The organism is Kitasatospora sp. NEAU-69, assembly GCF_057158765.1.
The window spans coordinates 130337-150834 of record NZ_JBWXUE010000014.1 but is presented as its reverse complement, the minus strand read 5'-3'; the positions used below and the strand labels follow the sequence as shown (position 1 = coordinate 150834).

Annotated in this window: 14 protein-coding genes and 1 pseudogene; 14 read left to right on the top strand and 1 reads right to left on the bottom strand. The window is 72.3% G+C overall.

All coding sequences use genetic code 11. From position 1 onward, the window contains the following. Positions 1-385: 385 nt before the first annotated feature. The 7 genes and pseudogenes from ssd to AC060L_RS18335 form a co-directional block, all read left to right on the top strand. On the top strand, positions 386-1513 hold the full coding sequence (gene ssd / locus AC060L_RS18365; protein ID WP_483799857.1) for a septum site-determining protein Ssd: 1128 nt from the start codon (positions 386-388) through the stop codon (positions 1511-1513). Further along, on the top strand, positions 1510-2835 hold the full coding sequence (locus AC060L_RS18360; RefSeq protein WP_483799856.1) for a TadA family conjugal transfer-associated ATPase: 1326 nt from the start codon (positions 1510-1512) through the stop codon (positions 2833-2835). The genes ssd and AC060L_RS18360 overlap by 4 nt, the downstream gene beginning before the upstream one ends. Beyond that, entirely contained in the window at positions 2832-4157 is a 1326-nt protein-coding gene (locus tag AC060L_RS18355; protein WP_483799855.1) for a type II secretion system F family protein, read from the top strand. Before AC060L_RS18360 ends, AC060L_RS18355 begins: the two co-directional genes overlap by 4 nt. Then, entirely contained in the window at positions 4154-5056 is a 903-nt protein-coding gene (locus AC060L_RS18350) for a type II secretion system F family protein (RefSeq protein ID WP_483799854.1), read from the top strand. Before AC060L_RS18355 ends, AC060L_RS18350 begins: the two co-directional genes overlap by 4 nt. A 110-nt stretch (positions 5057-5166) precedes the next feature. After that, on the top strand, positions 5167-5586 hold the full coding sequence (locus tag AC060L_RS18345) for a DUF4244 domain-containing protein (RefSeq protein WP_483799853.1): 420 nt from the start codon (positions 5167-5169) through the stop codon (positions 5584-5586). Further along, positions 5576-6049 carry a TadE family type IV pilus minor pilin gene (locus AC060L_RS18340; protein ID WP_483799852.1) on the top strand — a complete coding sequence of 158 codons (474 nt, stop codon included), beginning with the start codon at positions 5576-5578 and terminating at the stop codon, positions 6047-6049. Before AC060L_RS18345 ends, AC060L_RS18340 begins: the two co-directional genes overlap by 11 nt. Beyond that, positions 6049-6564, top strand: a pseudogene (locus AC060L_RS18335) (Rv3654c family TadE-like protein); the annotation flags it as partial. The gene AC060L_RS18340 and the pseudogene AC060L_RS18335, both read left to right, overlap by 1 nt. A gap of 162 nt (positions 6565-6726) precedes the next feature. Here AC060L_RS18335 and AC060L_RS18330 read toward each other — a convergent pair. Further along, on the bottom strand, positions 6727-9189 hold the full coding sequence (locus tag AC060L_RS18330) for a DEAD/DEAH box helicase (RefSeq protein ID WP_483799851.1): 2463 nt from the start codon (positions 9187-9189) through the stop codon (positions 6727-6729). A 236-nt stretch (positions 9190-9425) separates the two neighbouring features. Between AC060L_RS18330 and bldG the strand changes: the two genes are divergently transcribed. The 7 genes from bldG to topA all read left to right on the top strand — a co-directional run bounded on the left by bldG (position 9426) and on the right by topA (position 20408). Continuing rightward, positions 9426-9767: an anti-sigma factor antagonist BldG gene (gene bldG, locus AC060L_RS18325; protein ID WP_483799850.1), complete on the top strand. Its 342-nt coding sequence runs from the start codon at positions 9426-9428 to the stop codon at positions 9765-9767. Between the two features lie 558 nt (positions 9768-10325). Beyond that, positions 10326-10739, top strand: coding sequence for an ATP-binding protein (locus AC060L_RS18320; protein ID WP_483799849.1), 414 nt, complete (start codon positions 10326-10328; stop codon positions 10737-10739). Positions 10740-11378: 639 nt separating this feature from the next. Beyond that, positions 11379-13763, top strand: coding sequence for a sodium-translocating pyrophosphatase (locus tag AC060L_RS18315; RefSeq protein ID WP_483799848.1), 2385 nt, complete (start codon positions 11379-11381; stop codon positions 13761-13763). A gap of 104 nt (positions 13764-13867) precedes the next feature. Further along, the gene (locus tag AC060L_RS18310; RefSeq protein ID WP_483799847.1) at positions 13868-14860 is read left to right on the top strand and encodes a hypothetical protein; all 993 of its coding nucleotides are present in this window, start codon (positions 13868-13870) and stop codon (positions 14858-14860) included. 92 nt (positions 14861-14952) lie between these two features. Next, on the top strand, positions 14953-16488 hold the full coding sequence (locus AC060L_RS18305) for a DUF7059 domain-containing protein (protein WP_483799846.1): 1536 nt from the start codon (positions 14953-14955) through the stop codon (positions 16486-16488). A gap of 183 nt (positions 16489-16671) precedes the next feature. Continuing rightward, entirely contained in the window at positions 16672-17148 is a 477-nt protein-coding gene (locus tag AC060L_RS18300) for a hypothetical protein (protein ID WP_483799845.1), read from the top strand. A gap of 398 nt (positions 17149-17546) precedes the next feature. Beyond that, positions 17547-20408: a type I DNA topoisomerase gene (topA, locus tag AC060L_RS18295; RefSeq protein ID WP_483799844.1), complete on the top strand. Its 2862-nt coding sequence runs from the start codon at positions 17547-17549 to the stop codon at positions 20406-20408. The last annotated feature ends 90 nt before the right edge of the window (positions 20409-20498 follow it).

The following is a 20498-nucleotide window of genomic DNA, read 5'->3' as shown; positions in this document are numbered from 1 at the left end:
CGCAATCGACTACTCAGAGTAGTCGGCAGTGTGGTTCTCCGAGATCGGTGACGGCTGTTCTCGCGCCGTGTCAATTCCGCTGATGGCGACTCCCCAGGAGAGTGACTTGAAGCCGTCCGGGTGACTTTGGATATCCACACCCCCGGGGTTATCCACAGGGAATCGAAGTAGGGCTGACGGATTCGCGGCGAGGCAGCAATCTTGGCGTCAAGCCGAAGTCATGGCTCGCTCCGGTCGGGCGCAAGTCACCCGCTGGTGCCGGTGCGCATGGCTGAGGTCTCAACGTCATCTCCCGCCCCGTCGGGCCTGCCGCCACGCCGCACCCCGTGGCCGCCCGGCATGCCTGACGGGGCGTCAGTAGCTCTTCTGCGCCGGGGAGGCAGCCATGCCGACGCCAGTCATCGACCAGTACCGCCCTGAAGCCGACGGTCCCGCCCGAGGCGCGCCGCTCGTTCTCACCGAGAACGAGGCTCTGGCGGACTACCTGCTGCGGCTGTGTGCCGCGGCCGGGGCCGAGCCGCAACTGCTCGCAGGTGCGCCGCCACCGCGCCAGGTCTGGGAGTCCGCCCCCTTGGTGCTGCTCGGGGACGACATGGCCGAGCGCTGTGGCGGCCTGCCTCGGAGGGCGGGGCTTCTGCTGCTCGGACTCGACGTCGACGACTGCGATGTCTGGGTGCGTGGAGTGCAACTGGGAGCCGAGCAGGTGCTGTTCCTGCCGGACCAGCAGACCTGGCTGTTGGATCGGATCGCCGATTCCGTGGAGGACTCCGGTGCCCCGGCGCTGACCGTCGCCGTACTCGGCGGTCGCGGCGGCGCAGGGGCGTCCACGCTCGCCTGTGCGCTCGCGATCACCGCCGCCCGGGCCGGGCACCGCACCATGCTCATCGATGCCGATCCGCTGGGCGGTGGTTTGGACGTGCTGCTCGGTGGCGAGTCCGCCGAGGGGTTGCGCTGGCCGGACCTGGCCGATGCACGAGGTCGCGTCAGCGGGTCCGAACTCGCCGACGCGCTGCCGAATCTGCACAGTCTCACGGCGCTCTCCTGGGATCGCAGCGAGGCGCTGCGGATCAGACCGGAGACGATGCGCAGTGTGCTGGCCGCGGCGCGCCGCCGTGGCGGGCTGGTCGTGCTCGATCTGCCGCGCTATCTGGATCCGGCGGCGGTGCGGGCGCTTGAACAGGCCGATACCGGTCTGCTGGTGGTCCCCACGGAGTTGCGCGGGATGGCGGCCGCGGGCCGGGTCGCATCCGCTGCCAGGCTCTGGCTCGCCGACCTCCGAGTGGTGGTGCGCCTTCCCGGCCCGGTGGCGCTGCGCGGCGAGGAGATCGCACGCGGACTCGGTCTGCCGCTGGCCGGCGAGCTGCCGCACGAGTCCGGTCTGACGGTCGATGTCGAACGAGGCACGCCACCAGGACTGCGTGGGCGTGGTCCGCTGGCCCGCTTCTGCACTGCCTATCTCGACGAGATCCTGCCGCCCGGCCCCGCCGGAACCGAAGGAGGTCAGACGCCATGAGCGCTCGCGACACGCGCACGGGGCACGCCGCAGACCGGCACTACGCCTGGGCGACGGGGCCCGGCCGGCCTCGACCGCTGCCGACCTTGGCGGCGGTCCGGCGCCAAAGCGGCGGCGGCAGTCTCACTGCCAGGGCCGAGCACGCCTCCGCCCTGCTCGACAGCGTCAGGCTGCGGCTGGCCGAGGCGGGGGTCAGACCGACCGCCTCCGAGGTCGCGGCCGCCTATCGGGCCACCCGTCCCGTACAGGGTGGGGACGGTGTGCTGGACGCGGTCCGGACCCTGCGCTCCGAGCTCGTCGGGGCAGGTCCGCTCGACCCGCTGCTGTCCGCGCCGGATGTGACGGACGTGCTGGTCAACGCACCTGATGAGGTGTGGTCAGACCGGGGGACCGGGCTCCGCCGGGAACCCGCGATCCGGTTCCCGGACGCCGAAGCGGTGCGCCATCTCGCACACCGGCTGGCCACCGCGGCCGGGCGCCGGCTCGACGATGCCCGGCCCTGGGTCGATGCCCGGCTGCCCGACGGGACCCGCCTGCACGCTGTGCTGCCACCGATCGCGGCCGGCTGTACGCACATTTCGCTGCGGATCTGCCGAGCGCAGCCCTTCCTGCTGGACGAGCTGGTGGCGGTGGGCGCGATCCCGCCGATCGGCGCCGAGCTGCTGACCGGCATCCTGCGGGCCAGGCTGTCGCTGCTGATCTCCGGTGGGACCGGCACGGGCAAGACGACGTTGTTGGCGGCCTTGCTTGGCCTGGTCAGCCGGTCGGAACGGATCGTCATCGCCGAGGACTCCGCGGAGCTGCAGCCGGCCCACCCCCACGTGGTGCGTCTGCAGAGCCGACCGCCCAACCAAGAGGGTCTGGGCGAACTGACACTGCGCGATCTGGTGCGGCAGGCACTGCGGATGCGTCCGGACCGATTGGTGGTCGGTGAGGTCAGGGGCGCCGAAGTCCTTGATCTGCTGGCTGCGTTCAACACCGGCCACGAAGGTGGCTGTGGAACGGTGCACGCGAACACCGCGGCGGACGTGCCGGTCCGCCTGGAGGCATTGGGCTCGATGGCGGGGCTGGAGCGGTTCGCGCTGCACAGCCAGCTGCGCTCGGCACTGGACGTGGTTGTTCACCTGGTCCGGGACCAGTCGACCGGCCGCCGCCGGGTGGCCGAGGTGCACACATTGACGGGCGATGCCGCCGGTCTCGCGGTGACGGTGCCCGCAGTGGTGTTCGGGGCCGACGGTTCGGTCTCCTGTGGGCCCGGCTGGGAGCGGTTGAAGCAGTTGTGCGCCGCCCGTGGCGTCCTGGCGGGAGGGGGGATCCGATGATGGGCGATCTGATGGCGGTGCGTCACTTCGCTTTGGCACTGACCCTGTTGCTCGGTGCGTTCGCGGCCGCGGCCTGGGTGCGCCTCAACCGGCGGGTGAAGGTCGGGCGGCGACGAGCGGCACTGTCCGTCGGGCCGGGCGACGCGGGGGCGCCGGCGGATGCTGGAGCCCTCCGGTTGCGGTGGTTGGGCGTCCCGGAGATGGTGCGGCCCGGCTGGCTGGTCCTTGAGCTGTTCCTGCTGCCGTGCGGCATCGCGACGGGCTGGCTGCTGCACTCGCCGCTGCTGCCGCTGGCCGCCGTGCTGGCGGTTGTCCCGCTGAACCGCTGGCGAGCCCACCGGCGCGTGCGACGCGAGGCGCACGAGCGAGCCGCTGCGGTCATCGAGCTGTGCGGGGCGCTCGCCGCCGAGCTGCGCAGCGGCGCGACTCCGGAGCAGGCGCTGGAGTCGATGGTCGGGCAGAGCATGCCTGCTCGGTCGTTCACCCGGGCGGTCGTCGGTCGCCCTGTCCGGCGGGTGGATCCGCCGGGCGGGTTGTCCGGGCGGCTCGGGGCCGAGGCTGTGGCCCGGCTGGCAGCGGGTCGCCTCGGTGCCGATGTGCCGGCGGCGCTGCGCTGGCTGGGAGCGCTGCCAGGGGGCGGCGGGGCGTGTGCGATCGCGGCCTGCTGGGAGGTCACCGCAGACCGGGGCACAGGCCTTGCGCACGGCCTGGAGCGCGTGGCGGAGGCCCTGCGGGAGGACCGTGCCCTGCGGGAGGAGATCCGCAGCGAGCTGGCCGGAGCGCGAACGACGGTCTGCCTGCTGGCGGCGCTGCCGGCCTTCGGACTGTTCCTGGGCGGGACGCTCGGTGCCGAACCGTTGCGGATCCTGCTGCACACGCCGCTCGGCCTGGTCTGTCTGTCCGTAGGCATCCTGCTGGAGATCGCCGGGCTCTACTGGACGAGCAGGATCATTCGCGCGGCGGAGGCCGACCTGGGCATCCTGGGCGGCTCGACAGCGCAGCCCCAGCGGCAACCGGCCGGAGGCACCGCGGCCCGATCGGGCCCGCCGGCGGGCGGCGCGGCGGTCCGGGTGCCGTGCCGACAAGCGCAAGGTCGGCAAGCACGGGGCTGCCTCGGCTCGTGGTGCGGTCGCTGGGGTGGTGCTGCGGCGACTGGGCGGGGCGACGGTCTGAGGAGCGGTAGCGGCCCGCACCTGAGCGCGGGCGAGGCGTCGGTGCGTCGGCGAACCGAGGCGGCGGTCCGTAGCCGAGTCTGCCGAAGGCCGATCGGCCGGGGCTGCTCGCGGCAGGTGACAGCCGCCCGGGTGGGGAGGCGGCGATGAGCGCGGACCTGTCGCCCTTCGGCTACCTGCCGCCGACGGCCCTCCCGACCTTGCTGGTCACGGCCTTCGGGCTCACACCGATCGCCGCCACGTTGATGCTCGGTGGGAGCTGGCTCCGCGGGCGCGCCAGGCGGCAGCGAGCGGCTCGGTTGCTGCCGGCTGACGTCAGCAAGCCGGCCTGGCCTCCTCACCGGCTGGCTGGACGCCTCGGCCGCCGGAGCGCGGCGCCGGCTGGCAACGAGCCGATCGCCACACGGACGACGCTGGACTCCAAGGAACGGCGGTGGCTTCGAGTGGAGCTGGTGGCACCGCTGTTGGCCGGGTTGGCGATCGCGGCACTGGTGCCTGGAGCAGCCGGAGTGCTGGCGGGAGTGGTGGGCGCGGCTGTCCTGCAGAAGTGGTTGCCGACGGTCCGATCGTCGGCAGCGCGGAAGGCGGAACGGGAGCAGGCCGTACTTCTCGCTCAACTCCCATTGACCGCTGATCTGTTGGCGGCCTGCCTGAGCTCCTCGGCCTCCCCGGGCAAGGCGGCGGAGGCCGTGGCCCGGACGGTCGGTGGCCCAATGGCGGTACGGCTGTCGGCCGTTTCGGCGGAGCTTGCCCTGGGAGCCCTGCCCGAGGCCTGCTGGGACCGGCTTGGTTCGAACTGCCCGGCTGTTGCGCCGCTGGCGCGTTGCCTGGTCCGCACGAGCATCAGTGGAGCTCCGCCCGCTGTCCCACTGGCCGGGCTCGCCGTCTCCCAGCGAGCGGCCGCCGGTCGGGCCGCACATGCCCGGGTGCGCCGGGCCGGAGTACTCGCCACGGCGCCGCTCGGACTCTGCTTCCTGCCGGCGTTCGTGCTGATCGGCATCGTTCCGGTCGTGGTGGGCTTGGCGGCCGCGTTCGCGCAGCGGCGCTGAGTGACCGTCAACAGGCTTGTGCAGTACCGGTGTTGATGAGCTCGCCAGTGCGGATGTGCCGCCGGGCGTTGCGAAGGATCCGAGGGTTTTCCGAGAAAGGAAGAGTTCCCATGAACGACAGCTCCATCGAGTCGGTTGAGTCGGTTGCGGCGATCAGCTACACCCCGATCCCGTCGCATGAGCGGGCGGCCGGCAGTGGGCCGCTGCCGTCGGCGCGCGATCTCGAAGGCGCGGCGGCCGAGACCTGGGACCACCCGATCGTGCCGGTGGTTGAGCGCGGCCACCCGATTGGGCTGCCGCTTGTGCGACGAGGGGTACGCAGCCGTCTGCGGTGGTGCGGCCACCGTCTTGCCGCCTGGCGTCGGCGGAAGTTCGCGGCTGTGCCGGATGCCGGAATGTCGACAGCCGAGTACGCCGTGGGAACCATCGCGGCATGCGGCTTCGCCGCCCTGCTCTACAAGGTCGTGACCAGTGGCGCTGTCTCGGCCGCGCTGGCCGATGTGCTGGACAGGGCGATCCATGCGGTCTGAGGCCGTGCTCTCCGGCTGGTGGCGTCCCACGCCGGCTCAGGGGCGCCAAGGGCAGGCCGGACGGTTTGCCAAGTGTGGCCGCCGCAGCAGCTTCGGTAGCCGGACCCAGCGGGACGGAGGGTTCGTCACGGCGGAGACGGCGGTTGGCCTGCCGGCGCTGGTCCTGTTCCTGGCCATGGTCATCTGGGGTGTGCTCGCGAGCGTCGCGCAGCTGCGCTGTGTTGATGCGGCGAGCCTGGGGGCCCGGGCGGCGGCCCGTGGCGACGAGAGCGCCGTCGCACGGGCCCAGGCCGCGGCGCCGGCGGGAGCGACGGTCCAGGTGCTCCAGAGCAGCGAGATGGTGCAGGTACGGGTGGAGGCCGACTATCACGGGCTCGGTCGGCTGGCGTCGATGCTCGCTGTGCACCTGTCGGCCGAGGCGGTGGCCGCGCGGGAAGACCACGTCGGGAAGGGGCTGGACTGATGGCCACCCGCATCGGGCGCCCTGTGGGCGAGTGGGTCGGCCCGCGGACAGCCGTGGCGGCCCTGACTGTCGAGCAAGCCACGGCGCAGTGTCCGGTGTGGCTGACGAGGCGCCAGAGTAGCTATGCAAAGCCTCAACCGGCGATGTGTCGGGGCAGCGGGCCGAAGGTCGTGCGGGCTGTCGGGCAGGACGGTGACCTCAGGGTCGGTTGTCGGCCGGCCCGACCTGCGCCGCAGATGCGTGATCAGGGTTCCGCGACGGTGTGGTTGGCGGCTCTCGCGCTGCTCGGCTGCGTGTTCTTCGGGTTCGCGCTGTCGCTGGGCGCGGTGCTCACGGCCAGACACCGCGCCGCGGCGGCCGCCGACCTCGCGGCCCTGGCGGCTGCCGACCGCTTGCTGCTCGACGTCGATGGCGGTTGCGGTCGCGCTGCGGCCGTCGCTGTCGCGCAGCAGGCCACCATCACCGCCTGCACGGTGAACTTGGCGGCCGACAGCGTCGTGGTGGCCGTACAGGTACCGGTGCGGGGTGTCGAGTTGCCGCTTGGGCCGGCCACCGCGCGGGCGCGAGCCGGGCCGGTCTGGTCCGTCGGTGGCCCGGACGAGGCCTTCGCGGTCAGTGCCGGTGGCAGCGCCTCCCAGCTGCAGGCGCTGCCACCGACCCGGCCCCGGCTCGACCCGCTACCGCCGACCGGAGCTCCGGCCCGAGCCCGAACCGGGAACGTGCCCGGCATCGCCACTGGACTCGTCGGCGCTTGCCCTGTTGGTCCCCTCCGGCCTGTCCTGCGCGTCCGGCCTGTCCAGCGCGTCGGGGTGGTTCGTGGCGGCGGGCGGTGCGCCGGCGAGGAGGGCGGTCAGCAGACGTATCGCGCCTGCCTTGTCCAACGGGTCGTTGCCGTTTCCGCACTTGGGCGACTGGACGCAGGACGGGCAGCCGCGCTCGCACTCACAGGAGGCGATCGCCTCGCGGGTCGCGGTGAGCCACTCGACGGCCCGGTGGAACCCGTGCTCGGCGAAGCCGGCGCCGCCCGGGTGCCCGTCGTAGACGAAGACGGTCGGCAACTGGGTGTCCGGGTGCAGCGGGACGGAGACCCCGCCGATGTCCCAACGGTCACAGGTCGCGAAGAGCGGCAGGAGGCCGATGGACGCGTGCTCGGCAGCGTGGGCGGCACCCGGAAGCTGGTCGAACGGGATGAGTGCGTCGAGCAGCTGTTCCTCGGTGACGGTCCACCAGACCGCCCTGGTCCGCAGGGTCCTGGGCGGCAGGTCGAGTTTGGTCTCACCGAGGATCTCCCCGGTCGAGATCCGCTTCCTGAGGAATCCGACGACTTGGTTGACCACCTCGACCGAGCCGAAGTTCAGGCTTCCCTCCCCCCAGGCGATGGTCTGCTCGGTGGACAGGACCGAGATGGCCGTGGTGTCGCGCGCAGCCGTGGTGTACGAGGGGTTGGCCGCTTCGACGAGGGCTGCCGAGGCCTCCAGGTCGAGATCCCGGACCAGGTAGGTCCGCCCCTGATGGAGGTGGACGGCGCCGGTGTGCACGGTGGTGTGTGCGGCGGCCGCATCGACCGTGCCCAGCAGGCGGCCGGTGGCGGCCTCGACGATCTGGACCGGGTTTCCGCCGCTGCCGCGCAGGTCGACGGCGTCCACCGCCCGCTCGCGCCGGGTCCAGTACCAGGAGCCGTCCGTGCGGCGGCGCAGCAGGCCACGCTGTTCGAGGACGGTGAGCAACTGGGCGGTGGCGGGTCCGAACAGCTCCAGGTCGTCCGGGCCGAGCGGGAGTTCGGCGGCCGCGGCGCACAGGTGCGGGGCGAGGACGTGCGGGTTGTCCGGGTCCAGCACGGTGGCTTCGACCGGGCGGGCGAAGAGTGCGTCCGGGTGGTGCACCAGGTAGGTGTCCAGCGGGTCGTCCCGGGCGATCAGGATCGCGAGCGCCCCCTGGGCCTCCCGTCCGGCGCGTCCCGCCTGCTGCCAGAGCGAGGCGCGGGTGCCCGGGTAGCCGGCCAGCAGTACGGCGTCCAGCCCGGAGACGTCCACCCCGAGCTCCAGCGCGGAGGTGGAGGCGAGCCCGAGCAGTCGGCCCGAGTGCAGGTCGCGCTCCAGCGCCCGGCGTTCCTCCGGCAGGTAGCCGCCACGGTAGGCCGCGATGCGTTCGGCGAGCGGTCTGTCGAGGTTCTCCTGGGCCTGCAGCGCGACGAGCTCGGCGGCCCTGCGGGAGCGGACGAAGGCCACTGTGCGGACGTCGGCCTGCACCAGGTCGGTCAGCAGGTAGGCGGCCTCGGTGGTGGCGGTCCGCCGGACGGGCGCACCGTGCTCGCCGACGTGGTCGGTCAGCGGCGGCTCCCACAGCGCGAAGACGAGCGGGCCGCGCGGCGAGGCGTCATCGGTCACCGCGACGGCCGGCAGGCCGGTGAGGCGTTCCGCGGCGGCGGCGGGATCGGCAGCGGTCGCCGAGGCCAGCAGGAAGGTCGGCTCCGAGCCGTAGCGCCGGCAGACCCGCCGCAGGCGGCGCAGCACCTGGGCGACGTGTGAGCCGAACACGCCGCGGTAGGTGTGGCACTCGTCGATCACCACGTAGCGCAGTGACTTCAGGAAGGAGGCCCAGCGGGCGTGCGCCGGGAGGATGCCCCGGTGCAGCATGTCGGGGTTGGTGAGCACGTAGGAGGCGTACTGGCGGACCCACTCACGCTCCTGCGGCGGAGTGTCGCCGTCGTAGAGCGCGGCCCGGACCCGTTCCGGAGCAAGCTCCGCGGCGCGGCGCCGCTGGTCGGCGGCAAGGGCCTTGGTCGGGGCGAGGTAGAGCGCGGTCGCGCCGCGGCCGTTGGGGGCCTCGGTTCCGTCCAGCAGGTCGCTCAGCACCGGCGCCAGGTAGCCGAGCGACTTGCCCGAGGCGGTTCCTGTGGCGATCACCACAGTGCGGCCCGAGGCGGCCAACCGCATCGCCTCAGCCTGATGGGCCCAGGGCCGGTCCACGCCGAGGGCCTGAGCGGCGGCCTGGATCTCGGGGCGGATCGAGTCCGGCCACGGGGTGTAGCGCGCCTGGCGCGCGGGGAGATGCTCCGTATGGGTGAGCCGGTCGGCGCGCCCCCGGCTGGTGACCAGGGAGTCGAGCAGGGCCTCTGGCAGGCGATGGCTGGGCGGCATGAGGACCCAGTGTGTCACTGGAGTGACGGAGAATCGCGGCAAGCCATCGTGCGGGCATGCTGCCAGGTGGTTGAATGAGGCGGTGGCGGCCAGTTGGCCGGACCGGCGGCACCTGGGCCGGTCGCTCGGCCATGCGGTGGAGACCGTGTGGCGGGGATCGGCAGCCAAACGGCCGATGCCGCCCGACTCGCCGTAGAACGCAATGTGACGTAGCAAGGCAAGGTGCTGGAGGTTCCGTGGACCTGTCCCTGTCGACCCGTACAGTCGGCGATCGCACGATCGTCGAGGTTGGCGGCGAGATCGATGTGTACACCGCTCCTAAGCTTCGCGAGCAGCTGGTCGAGCTCGTCAACGACGGCAGCTACCACCTGGTCGTCGACATGGAGGGCGTTGACTTCCTGGACTCGACCGGTCTGGGTGTCCTGGTGGGCGGCCTGAAGCGAGTCCGCGCGCACGAGGGTTCGCTGCGCCTGGTCTGCACGCAGGAGCGCATTCTGAAGATCTTCCGGATCACCGGTCTGACCAAGGTGTTCCCGATCCACTCCTCGGTGGACGACGCCGTGGCCGCAACCGACTGATTCGACCGAGCCGACCGACCAGGTGACTGACTGACAGGCTGCCTGGTCGGCGGATCGGCCGATTCGACGACCGGTCAGTGACCGGTCGCTGACTGGTCGCTGACCGATTGTCGGCGCGCCCGGCCGGGTTTCTCGGCCCGGGACGTCCGCGCCCTGTGTGGTGTGCCTGAGCGGCTTTTCGGCAGCATCCGCTGTCCGGTGGCGGCGAGGGTGACGGCTTGATCGGTTCGCCCGATCAGTCACCGGTGTGCCGGTGCGGTGGCGGCAGGTAGCTGTCGGCCCGGCCGGATCCGCTTGAGGCGGCCGCTCGGCAACCCGATCGGCTGCGCCGTAGGCGAGGCCGGCTCGGCCGCGTGGTGCGATGGTGATATCGCATGATGCGTCCGGCGTGTCCGCTGCTCGTGGACGACGGCTCTCGCTGTGTGTCCAGGTCCCGAGTGCCCCCATGCCCCGAGGCTGCGCGACGGCGGTGTCGGTGCTTCTGCCGTTCGACGTGGCGACCCACGGCGAGGAGATCCAGGTCGGATGCCTCGCGGAAGGAACCCCGAAGAGGGAGATATGGCAACCGTCGAACTGCGTTTCAGTCCGCTTCCCGAGCACGTGCGTACGGCCCGGCTGGTGGCGGCGGCAGTGGCGAGACGTGCAGGCGTCGACGAGTCGGTGCTTGACGAGGTCCGCCTGGCCGTTGGCGAGGCGTGCTCCCGTGCGGTGGGTCTGCACCAGCGCGGCGAGCTCGGTGGCGCGGTCCGGGTCGCCTTGATCGACCAGGAGAAGCGTTTCGTCATCGAGGTCGGCGATGGTGCCGGGACCCTCAGTGAGCTCGCGGCCCCGTCTTCCGACGACTCCGGAGACGGTGGCGAGGACGACACGCTCGGCCTGGCGGTCATCACCGGCCTGGTCGAGGACGTCGAGGTCGACCGCGACGACGATGGCGGCCTGATCCGGATGAGCTGGCCGGTCGCGACGGCCTGAGTCCGTTCGCTTCCCGTCCGCTTCCGTCCGGCGCCGCCCCGCTCTGCCCTGCCCACGCTCCGATCAGCCCTGCCGGGTACCGCTGCGGCAGGGCTGCCGTGCTTGGGCAAGTGTCTGTCGGGAGTGGAACTTCGCCGGGCCGGGTGCGGAAGTGGCGCCGGTTGCCGTGCGGCGCGCCAAAAGACTCACGAGTCGGTCAATGCCTCGAAAGAATCATGGGTGTGGGCGGAAAACGCAAGGTTTTCCGCCCACGCCCATGATTCTTTCGAGTTCCTGCTGCGCGCGGTCTATTTCAGTTCGGCGATGATTCCTACACTCCTGTGATATCCGGTCGGGCCCGAGTGAATCGGGTCTGGTCGCCTGTGCCACCAGAGCCACTCGCGCGCCGTACGGACAGGTCGGCGTGCCGGTTTTCGGGGAGGACGCATGGCGGGAGTCTCGGTCACCTCGGCTGCTTGGGCCGTGTCCCACGCACTGACAACGGTTTCTGCTGGACCTGTTTCTGTCACATCTGTTTCGTCCGTTCCGGCTGTTCCAGCCGCTGCGGTCGGCTCTCTTTCCGCGACTTCCGGGGCGGCGGCATCACTTTCCGCCGCCGCACCGGTACGCCCACGAATCTTGGACGTTCTGGCGTCAGGCATGTCGGGCCCGTCCGGTACGTCGGGCACGTTCGCCGCCTCGGGCTCGGGCTCGGGCTCGGCGAACGGCGCGGTGCTCACCAGCGGGAACCAGGTGCTGGTGCTGGTCATCGCCCTGGTCGCGATCGCCGCGCTCGGCGTGGCCGCGCTGCTGGTGCGTCAAGTGCTCGCCTACGAGACGGGCACGCCCACGATGCGCCGGATCGCGGGCGCGGTGCAGGAGGGGGCCAACGCCTACCTCGCGCGCCAGTTCCGCACGCTTGCCGTGTTCGCGGCCGGGGTGTTCTTCCTGCTGATGCTGCTGCCGGCGGACAACTGGTCGCAGCGGCTCGGCCGCTCGGCGTTCTTCCTGGTCGGCGCGGTCTTCTCGGCGGCCACCGGGTATCTGGGCATGTGGCTGGCGGTGCGGGCCAACGTACGGGTCGCGGCGGTGGCCCGGGGCGTGCGGGCGGGTGAGGAGCAACCGGCACAGCACCGGGCGATGCGGATCGCGTTCCGCACCGGCGGCGTGGTCGGCATGTGCACCGTGGGGCTCGGACTGCTCGGCGCGGCGGTCGTGGTGCTGATCTACCGGGCCGACGCGCCGAGGGTGCTGGAGGGTTTCGGTTTCGGCGCAGCGCTGCTCGCGATGTTCATGCGGGTCGGTGGCGGCATCTTCACCAAGGCCGCGGACGTCGGCGCCGACCTGGTCGGCAAGGTCGAGCAGGGCATCCCGGAGGACGACCCGCGCAACGCCGCGACCATCGCGGACAACGTCGGCGACAACGTCGGCGACTGCGCGGGCATGGCGGCGGATCTCTTCGAGTCCTACGCGGTGACCCTGGTGGCCGCGCTGATCCTGGGCCGGGCGGTCTTCGGTGACGTGGGCCTCGTCCTGCCGCTGCTGGTCCCGGCCATCGGCGTGCTGACGGCGGTGCTGGGCATCGTCGCGGTGGCGCCCCGCGCGGCCGACCGCAGCGGGATGACCGCGATCAACCGAGGTTTCTTCCTCTCCGCCGCCGTCTCGCTGCTGCTGGTGCTGGGCGCGGTCTTCATCGTGCTGCCGTCGAGTTTCGCCGCGCTCAAGCACGTCCCGGACGCCATCCGGGGCCACCACGGCGACCCACGGATCTTCACGCTGGCGGCAGTCGCGATCGGCATCGTGCTGGCCGTGCTGATCCAGCAGCTCACGGGGTACTTCACCGAGACCAGCCGACGCCCGGTGCAGGACGTCGGGCGCAGTTCGCTGACCGGTCCGGCGACCGTGGTGCTCTCCGGCATCTCGCTCGGCCTGGAGTCGGCGGTCTACTCGGCGGTGCTGATCGGTGCGGCGGTCTACGGGGCGTACCTGCTGGCGGGCGGCTCGATCGTGCTCGCGCTCTTCGCGGTCGCGCTGGCCGGCACCGGGCTGCTGACCACGGTCGGCGTGATCGTCGCGATGGACACCTTCGGCCCGGTCTCGGACAACGCCCAGGGCATCGCCGAGATGTCCGGCGAGGTGGAGGGGGCCGGTGCACGGGTGCTGACCGAGCTGGACGCGGTCGGCAACACCACCAAGGCGATCACCAAGGGCATAGCGATCGCCACCGCCGTGCTCGCGGCGACCGCGCTCTTCGGTTCCTTCACCGACGCCATCGGCGACGCCGTGACCAGCGCCGGCGGCCCGGCGGTGATCGGCAGTCCCGCCGCGCTGAGCCTGGACATCTCGCAGCCGAACAACCTGGTCGGCCTGCTGCTGGGAGCCGCCGTGGTCTTCCTCTTCTCCGGACTGGCCGTCAACGCGGTCTCCCGGTCGGCGGGTTCGGTGGTCTTCGAGGTGCGGCGGCAGTTCCGCGAGCATCCGGGGATCATGGACGGCAGCGAGACGCCCGAGTACGGCAAGGTGGTCGACATCTGCACCCGGGACGCGCTGCGCGAGCTCGCGACGCCCGGACTGCTGGCGGTGCTGGCGCCGATCGCGGTGGGCTTCGGTCTGGGCGTCGGCGCGCTCGGCGCCTACCTGGCGGGTGCGATCGGCTCGGGCACCCTGATGGCGGTCTTCCTGGCCAACTCCGGCGGCGCCTGGGACAACGCGAAGAAGTTGGTGGAGGACGGCGCGCACGGCGGCAAGGGCAGCGACGCGCACGCGGCGACCGTGATCGGCGACACCGTCGGCGACCCGTTCAAGGACACCGCGGGCCCCGCGATCAACCCGCTGCTGAAGGTGATGAACCTGGTGTCGCTGCTCATCGCGCCGGCCGTGGTGCGGTTCAGCTTCGGGGTTCACGCCAGTGCCGGCTTGCGGGGTGCGGTGGCGGCGCTGGCCGTGCTGCTGGTGGTCGTGGCGGTGTACGCCTCGAAGCGCCGCACGGTGGACGTGGCGGGTGACGAGCGCCCGGCGGGGCGTCGGCAGGTGACGCAGCACTGACACACGCGAGCGGTCCGGGGGTCCGCTGACCGGGCCGCCCGAGGCGGTTCCGGCGTCGGGTAGGTTCACCGGGACGGTTCGGGACTGGACGGAAGGCTCTCCTGGTGGACGTGCGAGTACTGGCGGACGAGCGTGCTCAGGCGCACGGGGGAACCGGTGTGCGAGCAGGCGGGAGCGCCTCGCACGCCGGGCCGGACCGCGGCCCCGGCCGCACCGGCCGCACCGGCCGTGGCAACCGTGGCAGTCGCCCGGCCCGGCGGCTGCTCGCGCTGCCGGTCCTCGGAGCGCTGCTCGTCGTCGGTGCGGTCGGCTGCAGCAGCGACAACAGCGCACAGCTCAACTCCTGGGCCCAGAAGCTCTGCGACGGGCTGCGCGACCCGGTGACCCAGTCCCGCACGGCGCTGGCCGACACGGGTCAGGTGAAGCAGGGGGAGGCCCCGGCCGACCTGCAGAAGCGACTCGCCGCCGACCTCGGCATACTCGGCACCACCAACCAGCAGAGCGCCGACGCGGTCAACAAGGCCGGCGCGCCGAAGGTCGGCAACGGCGCCGGGCTGCAGAAGGACGCCGCGAACGAGCTCCAGCAAGCGGCGCAGGGCTACCAGGACGCCCAGAAGAAGCTCATGGCACTGCCCACGGACGACCAGGCGAAGTTCGCCGACGGCCTGAAGGCCATCGGCGACCAGGTGCAGCAGCTGGCGACGCAGTCCAGCGGCGCGCTGGCCACGGTGCAGAGCGGTGACCTGGGCGCGGCGATCAACAAGCAGCCCGGCTGCAAGGCGCCGGGTGCGCCGGGCGGCCCGAGCGGGTCGGCGAACCCGGGCGGGGCATCCGGTGCGAGCGGCGCACCCGGCACCGGCGGTTCGCCGGGCGCCTCGGGTTCGCCGAACACCGCCGGATCGCCGAACGCGAGCGGGTCCGCAGCGCCGGTGTCCGGCAGCCCAGCGGCCGGCGGTTCGGCGTCCGGCAGCCCGGCCGCGTCGGGTGCTCCGGCCGGCTCGGCCGCCCCGTCCGGCTCGGCGGCGGCCTCGGGTTCCGCATCAGGCTCCGCCTCCGGTTCCGCATCCGCGCCGGCGCCGGGAGCGTCGTCGAGCTGACCGCCGCACGACAGGCCTTAGCCCCGGACACGCGAGCCCGCGTGCCTGCGGGGCTTGGGCGAGCATGCCCTGACACGCGCGAGAATGGCCGGGTGACCAAGCTCCCCGCTCCCGACCCCGCCCGCCTCGCCCGTCTGCGCGACGCCCTGCTCGCCGCCTCGTACACCGCCGACGGCTGCCTCGACCTGCTCGGCCCGACCGGCTACGCCGCACTCGCCCGCAGTGAGGCGGTGCCCGCGCTGCGGGCCACCCGTGGCGGCACGCCGCTGGAGACGCTGGTCCGGCTCTTCCTGCTCCAGCAGCCCGTCCCGCACGCCGCCGCCGCGGCCGCGCTGCCGGTCGAGGAATGCCTGGCGGACGGCTGGCTGGAGCAGGACGGTACGGACGTGCGTGCCACCGTGGACGTCCGCCCGTACGCCAACGAGGTGGCCGGGCTGGACAGCTCCGACGCCTGGGTGGTCTCCGACCTCGGCTGCGCGGTCGGCGGCGCCGGCGGCATCGGCTCGGGCGGCAGCGCCGCTGGGGTGGCCCGCCGGGACCTGGTGCTCGGCGTCGGCGGGGCGTCCACCACGCTGGCCAACCTCGCCGTCCGCCGCCCGGTCCGGGCCGCGCTCGACCTCGGCACCGGCTCGGGTGTGCAGGCACTGCACGCGGCCCGGCACGCCCAGCGGGTGACGGCCACCGACCTGAACCCGCGTGCGCTGGCCTTCGCCCGGCTCACCCTGGCGCTCTCCGGCTTCACGAACACCGAGACCGCCGAGGGCAGCCTGTTCGAGCCGGTGGGGGAGCGGCGGTTCGACCTGATCGTCTCGAACCCGCCGTTCGTGATCTCGCCCGGCAACCGGTTCGTCTACCGGGACGGCGGGATGGCCGGCGACGAGCTCTGCCGCAGCCTGGTGAAGGGCGCGGCGGCCCACCTGGAGCCGGGCGGCTACTGCCAGCTGCTGGCGAACTGGCAGCACGTCAGGGGCCAGGACTGGCACGACCGGTTGGCCGACTGGGTGGCCGGTACCGGGCTGGACGCCTGGGTGGTGCAGCGCGAGGTGCAGGACGTCGCGCAGTACGCCGAGCTCTGGCTGCGCGACGGCGGCGACCACCTGGCGCCGCGAGCCGCGTACGAGGCGCGCTACAACGAGTGGCTGGACGCCTTCGAGGCGGCCAAGGTGGAGGGCATCGGCTTCGGCTGGATCACCCTGCGGGCCTCGGGGGCCGACCGCCCGACCGTGCGGATCGAGGAGTGGCCGCACCCGGTCGAGCAGCCGCTCGGCCCGCACATCGAACGCTGGTTCGCCCGGCAGGACTTCCTGCGCACGCAGGACGACGCGGGACTGCTCGCGGCCCGCTACGTGCTCGCCGACGGCGTGGTGCAGGAGCAGGTCGGCGCGCCGGGCTCGGAGGACCCGGAGCACGTCGTGCTGCGGGCCAACCGCGGCATGCGGCGGGCCACCAAGGTGGACACCGTGGGCGCCGGGTTCGCCGGGGTCTGCGACGGGACGCTGGCGGCCGGCGAGATCATCGACGCGATCGCGCAGCTGCTCGGCGAGGACCGGGTCCGGCTGCGTGACCGGGTGCCGGAGTCGCTGCGGCTGCTGGTCGAGCAGGGCTTCATCGAGCCCGCCACGAGCTGAGCCCGCCACGAGCCGCGCTCGCCACGAGCTGAGCCGGCCGCCGGCCGCACCGTTGTCGTTCACCGATCCGTTGGCTGTGCTTTGCCTGCCGTGAACCGAACGTCAGTCCAGGGTTGATCCCGCCTTGTAAGGCTCGGCGTGAACGGATCTGGTTCGGGGTGGTCGGGGGCGGGGGAAGCGGACGTGGAGACGTCGACGGTGGTGGTGGCCGGCAGCGTGCTGGCGGTCTTCGGTGGCGCGCTGCTGCTCTGGTGCGCGGCCGAGCTGCGCCTGCGCCACCGGCTGCGCCGGCACGGGATCCCGGTCACCGCCCGGGTGGTCGCCGACGCGGTGCCCGCCGAACTGCTCGACCCGGCCCCGCTGCTCTCCTTCGCCACCCTCCCCACCGTCGGCAGCTCGGTGGCCGGCGGTGGCGCCGGGCGCGCGGAGGCGGCCGCCGTGCTGACCCGGCCGCGCGGGCGTACGCCGTTGCGCCGCCCGGCGGGGCTGGCTCCCGGCAGCAGCGTCCGCGTCTCCTACGACCCGCGGCGCCCGGCCCGGGTGGTGCTGACCGGTGCCGCGACCGCGGCCTCGCTGCCGCTCGACGTCTTCTGGACGATCCTGGGGACCAGCTGCCTGGCCGGCGGCCTGAGCCTGCTGGCCTGCGGCTTCCTGCACTGAGCTTCGGGCTGCGCCCCTGTCTTCGGAGCCCCCTCTCCCGTACTCTGGCAGGAACCTGCCAGAGTACGAACGGCGACCTGCCACCGGCCCGCCGAGCCCCCTGCGACACCCCGCGCACCATAACTGCGCGGCGCGAATGTCCATCATCGGGTTACCGTTCGAGTGGCGTCGGTCGGCCTTGCCGGTGAAAAAGCGGGATCCGTCCGTTTGACAAGGGTGACCAGGGTACGGTCACACTCCGCTGGTGGGGTCGTCGCGATGCGGCAGCCCCGGGCGGTGGTGTGTCGGGCGGCGGAGCGCCCGCGCTGCCTGCGGTGACCCGTTCCGGACCGGTCGGGCGTACCGTGGGCCAGCCGTCGGCCAGCACACAGGAAAACGACCGGGAGAGAAGAGCGAAGGTGTCCCCGAGCAGCGAGACCGCGCAGGGTGGCAAGCGACTCGTCATTGTCGAGTCGCCCGCCAAGGCGAAGACGATCAAGGGCTACCTCGGCCCCGGCTACATCGTCGAGGCGAGCGTGGGTCACATCCGGGACCTTCCTGGGACGGCCGCCGAAGTGCCGGACAAGTACACCGGCGAGGTGCGCCGGCTCGGGGTGGACGTCGATCACGACTTCGCCCCGATCTACGTGGTGAACAGCGACAAGAAGGCCCAGGTCACCAAGCTCAAGCAGCTGCTCGCGGAGTCCGACGAGCTCTTCCTGGCCACCGATGAGGACCGCGAGGGCGAGGCGATCGCCTGGCACCTGCAGCAGGTGCTCAAGCCCAAGGTGCCGGTCAAGCGGATGGTCTTCCACGAGATCACCAAGGCCGCCATCCAGGAGGCGGTGGCCAACCCGCGCGAGCTGAACCAGCGCCTGGTCGACGCCCAGGAGACCCGCCGCATCCTCGACCGCCTCTACGGCTACGAGGTCTCGCCGGTGCTCTGGAAGAAGGTCATGCCGAAGCTCTCGGCTGGCCGCGTCCAGTCGGTGGCGACCCGCCTGGTGGTCGAGCGCGAGCGCGAGCGGATCGCCTTCACCTCGGCCTCGTACTGGGACCTGGTGGCCACCTTCGGCACCGGCCGCACCCCGGCCGACGCCGCGAACCCGGAGACCTTCGGCGCCCGGCTCGCCACCGTGGACGGCAAGCGGATCGCCAGCGGCCGCGACTTCGGTTCGGACGGCCGGCTCAAGACCGCCAACACGCTGCACCTGGACGAGCAGGCCGCCCGCGCGCTGGCCGCCGCCCTTCAGCAGACCGCGTTCAGCGTGCGCAGCGTCGAGTCCAAGCCGTACCGCCGCTCGCCGTACGCGCCGTTCCGCACCACCACGCTCCAGCAGGAGGCCAGCCGCAAGCTGGGCTTCGGCGCGAAGCGGACCATGCAGGTGGCCCAGAAGCTGTACGAGAACGGCTTCATCACCTATATGCGTACCGACTCGACCACGCTCTCGGAGACCGCCGTCACGGCGGCCCGGGCCCAGGTCACCCAGCTGTACGGCGCCGACTACCTGCCGGACGCCCCCCGGGTCTACGCCAGCAAGGTCAAGAACGCGCAGGAGGCGCACGAGGCGATCCGCCCGTCCGGGGACCGCTTCCGGACCCCGGCCGAGACCTCGCTCGGCGGCGACGAGTTCCGGCTGTACGAGCTGATCTGGATGCGGACCGTCGCCTCCCAGATGAAGGACGCGGTCGGCCAGTCGGTCACCGTCAAGGTCGGCGGCACCTCGACCGACCGCCGGGACGTCGAGTTCTCGGCCTCCGGCAAGATCATCACCTTCCACGGCTTCCTCAAGGCCTACGTCGAGGGCGCGGACGACCCGAACGCCGAGCTGGACGACCGCGAGCGCCGGCTGCCGCAGGTGACCGAGGGCGACCCGCTGGGCGCCGAGCAGCTCACCCCGGAGGGCCACGCGACCAAGGCGCCGGCCCGCTTCACCGAGGCCTCGCTGGTCAAGGAGCTGGAGGACCGGGAGATCGGGCGGCCCTCGACCTACGCCTCGATCATCGACACGATCATCAACCGCCGGTACGTCTTCAAGAAGGGGACGGCGCTTGTCCCGTCGTTCCTCTCCTTCGCCGTGGTCAACCTGCTGGAGAAGCACTTCGGCCGGCTCGTCGACTACGACTTCACCGCGAAGATGGAGGACGACCTCGACCGCATCGCCAATGGCGAGGCGCAGTCCGTGCCGTGGCTGAAGCGCTTCTACTTCGGTGAGGGCGACGGTGCGGCGGTCGGCGGCGCCGCCGAGGCCGGCAACGGCGACGGCGACCACCTCGGCGGCCTGAAGGAACTGGTCACCGACCTCGGTGCGATCGACGCCCGTGAGATCAGCTCGTTCCCGCTGAACGACGAGATCACGCTGCGCGTCGGCCGCTACGGCCCGTACGTCGAGAAGGCGGCGGCCGTCGAGGGCGAGCCCGGCCAGCGTGCGGACATCCCGGACGAGCTGCCGCCGGACGAGCTGACCGTCGAGCTGGCCGAGGAGCTGCTGGCCAAGCCCAGCGGTGACTTCGAGCTCGGCAACGACCCGGAGTCCGGCAACATGCTGGTCGCCAAGGATGGTCGGTACGGCCCGTACGTCACCGAGATCCTGCCCGAGGGCACACCGAAGACCGGCAAGAACGCCGTGAAGCCGCGCACCGCCTCGCTGCTCAAGACGATGTCGCTGGACACCGTCACGCTGGCGGACGCGCTGCGGCTGCTCTCGCTGCCGCGGGTCGTCGGCGCCGACGCAGACGGGGTCGAGATCACCGCGCAGAACGGCCGCTACGGGCCGTACCTCAAGCGGGGCACCGACTCGCGCTCGCTCGCCGACGAGGAGCAGATGTTCACCGTCACGCTCGCCGAGGCGCTGGAGATCTACGCCCAGCCCAAGCAGCGCGGCCGGGCCGCGGCCGCCCCGCCGCTCAAGGAGCTGGGCACCGACCCGGTCAGCGAGCGCCCGGTGGTCGTGAAGGACGGCCGGTTCGGGCCGTACGTGACGGATGGTGAGACGAACGCGACGCTCCGCAAGGACGACGAGGTCGAGACCATCACGCCCGAGCGCGGCTACGAGCTGCTCGCCGAGAAGCGGGCCCGCGGGCCGGTGAAGAAGGTGGCCAAGAAGGCGCCGGCGAAGAAGACGGCGACGGCCAAGACGGCCGCCACCAAGACCGCGGCCGCCAAGAAGACCGCGGCGAAGAAGACGACCGCCAAGAAGACGGCGGCGAAGACCACGGCGGCGAAGAAGACCGCCACGAAGAAGGCCGCGCCGGTCGCCGGCGAGACCGACGAGAGCTGATCACGCTCCGGGTACCGACCGGAGCCCGTCGCCGGCCGCGGCCCCGCACCCCCCCCTGTGGGTTGTGGGGGTTAGCGTTTTTCTTTGTCC

Coding starts and splice junctions, on each gene's coding strand:
- ssd (WP_483799857.1), top strand. CDS start 386: ATGCCGACGCCAGTCATCGACCAGTACCGCCCTGAAGCCGACGGTCCC.
- AC060L_RS18360 (WP_483799856.1), top strand. CDS start 1,510: ATGAGCGCTCGCGACACGCGCACGGGGCACGCCGCAGACCGGCACTAC.
- AC060L_RS18355 (WP_483799855.1), top strand. CDS start 2,832: ATGATGGGCGATCTGATGGCGGTGCGTCACTTCGCTTTGGCACTGACC.
- AC060L_RS18350 (WP_483799854.1), top strand. CDS start 4,154: ATGAGCGCGGACCTGTCGCCCTTCGGCTACCTGCCGCCGACGGCCCTC.
- AC060L_RS18345 (WP_483799853.1), top strand. CDS start 5,167: ATGAACGACAGCTCCATCGAGTCGGTTGAGTCGGTTGCGGCGATCAGC.
- AC060L_RS18340 (WP_483799852.1), top strand. CDS start 5,576: ATGCGGTCTGAGGCCGTGCTCTCCGGCTGGTGGCGTCCCACGCCGGCT.
- AC060L_RS18330 (WP_483799851.1), bottom strand. CDS start 9,189: ATGCCGCCCAGCCATCGCCTGCCAGAGGCCCTGCTCGACTCCCTGGTC.
- AC060L_RS18320 (WP_483799849.1), top strand. CDS start 10,326: ATGGCAACCGTCGAACTGCGTTTCAGTCCGCTTCCCGAGCACGTGCGT.
- AC060L_RS18315 (WP_483799848.1), top strand. CDS start 11,379: ATGTCGGGCCCGTCCGGTACGTCGGGCACGTTCGCCGCCTCGGGCTCG.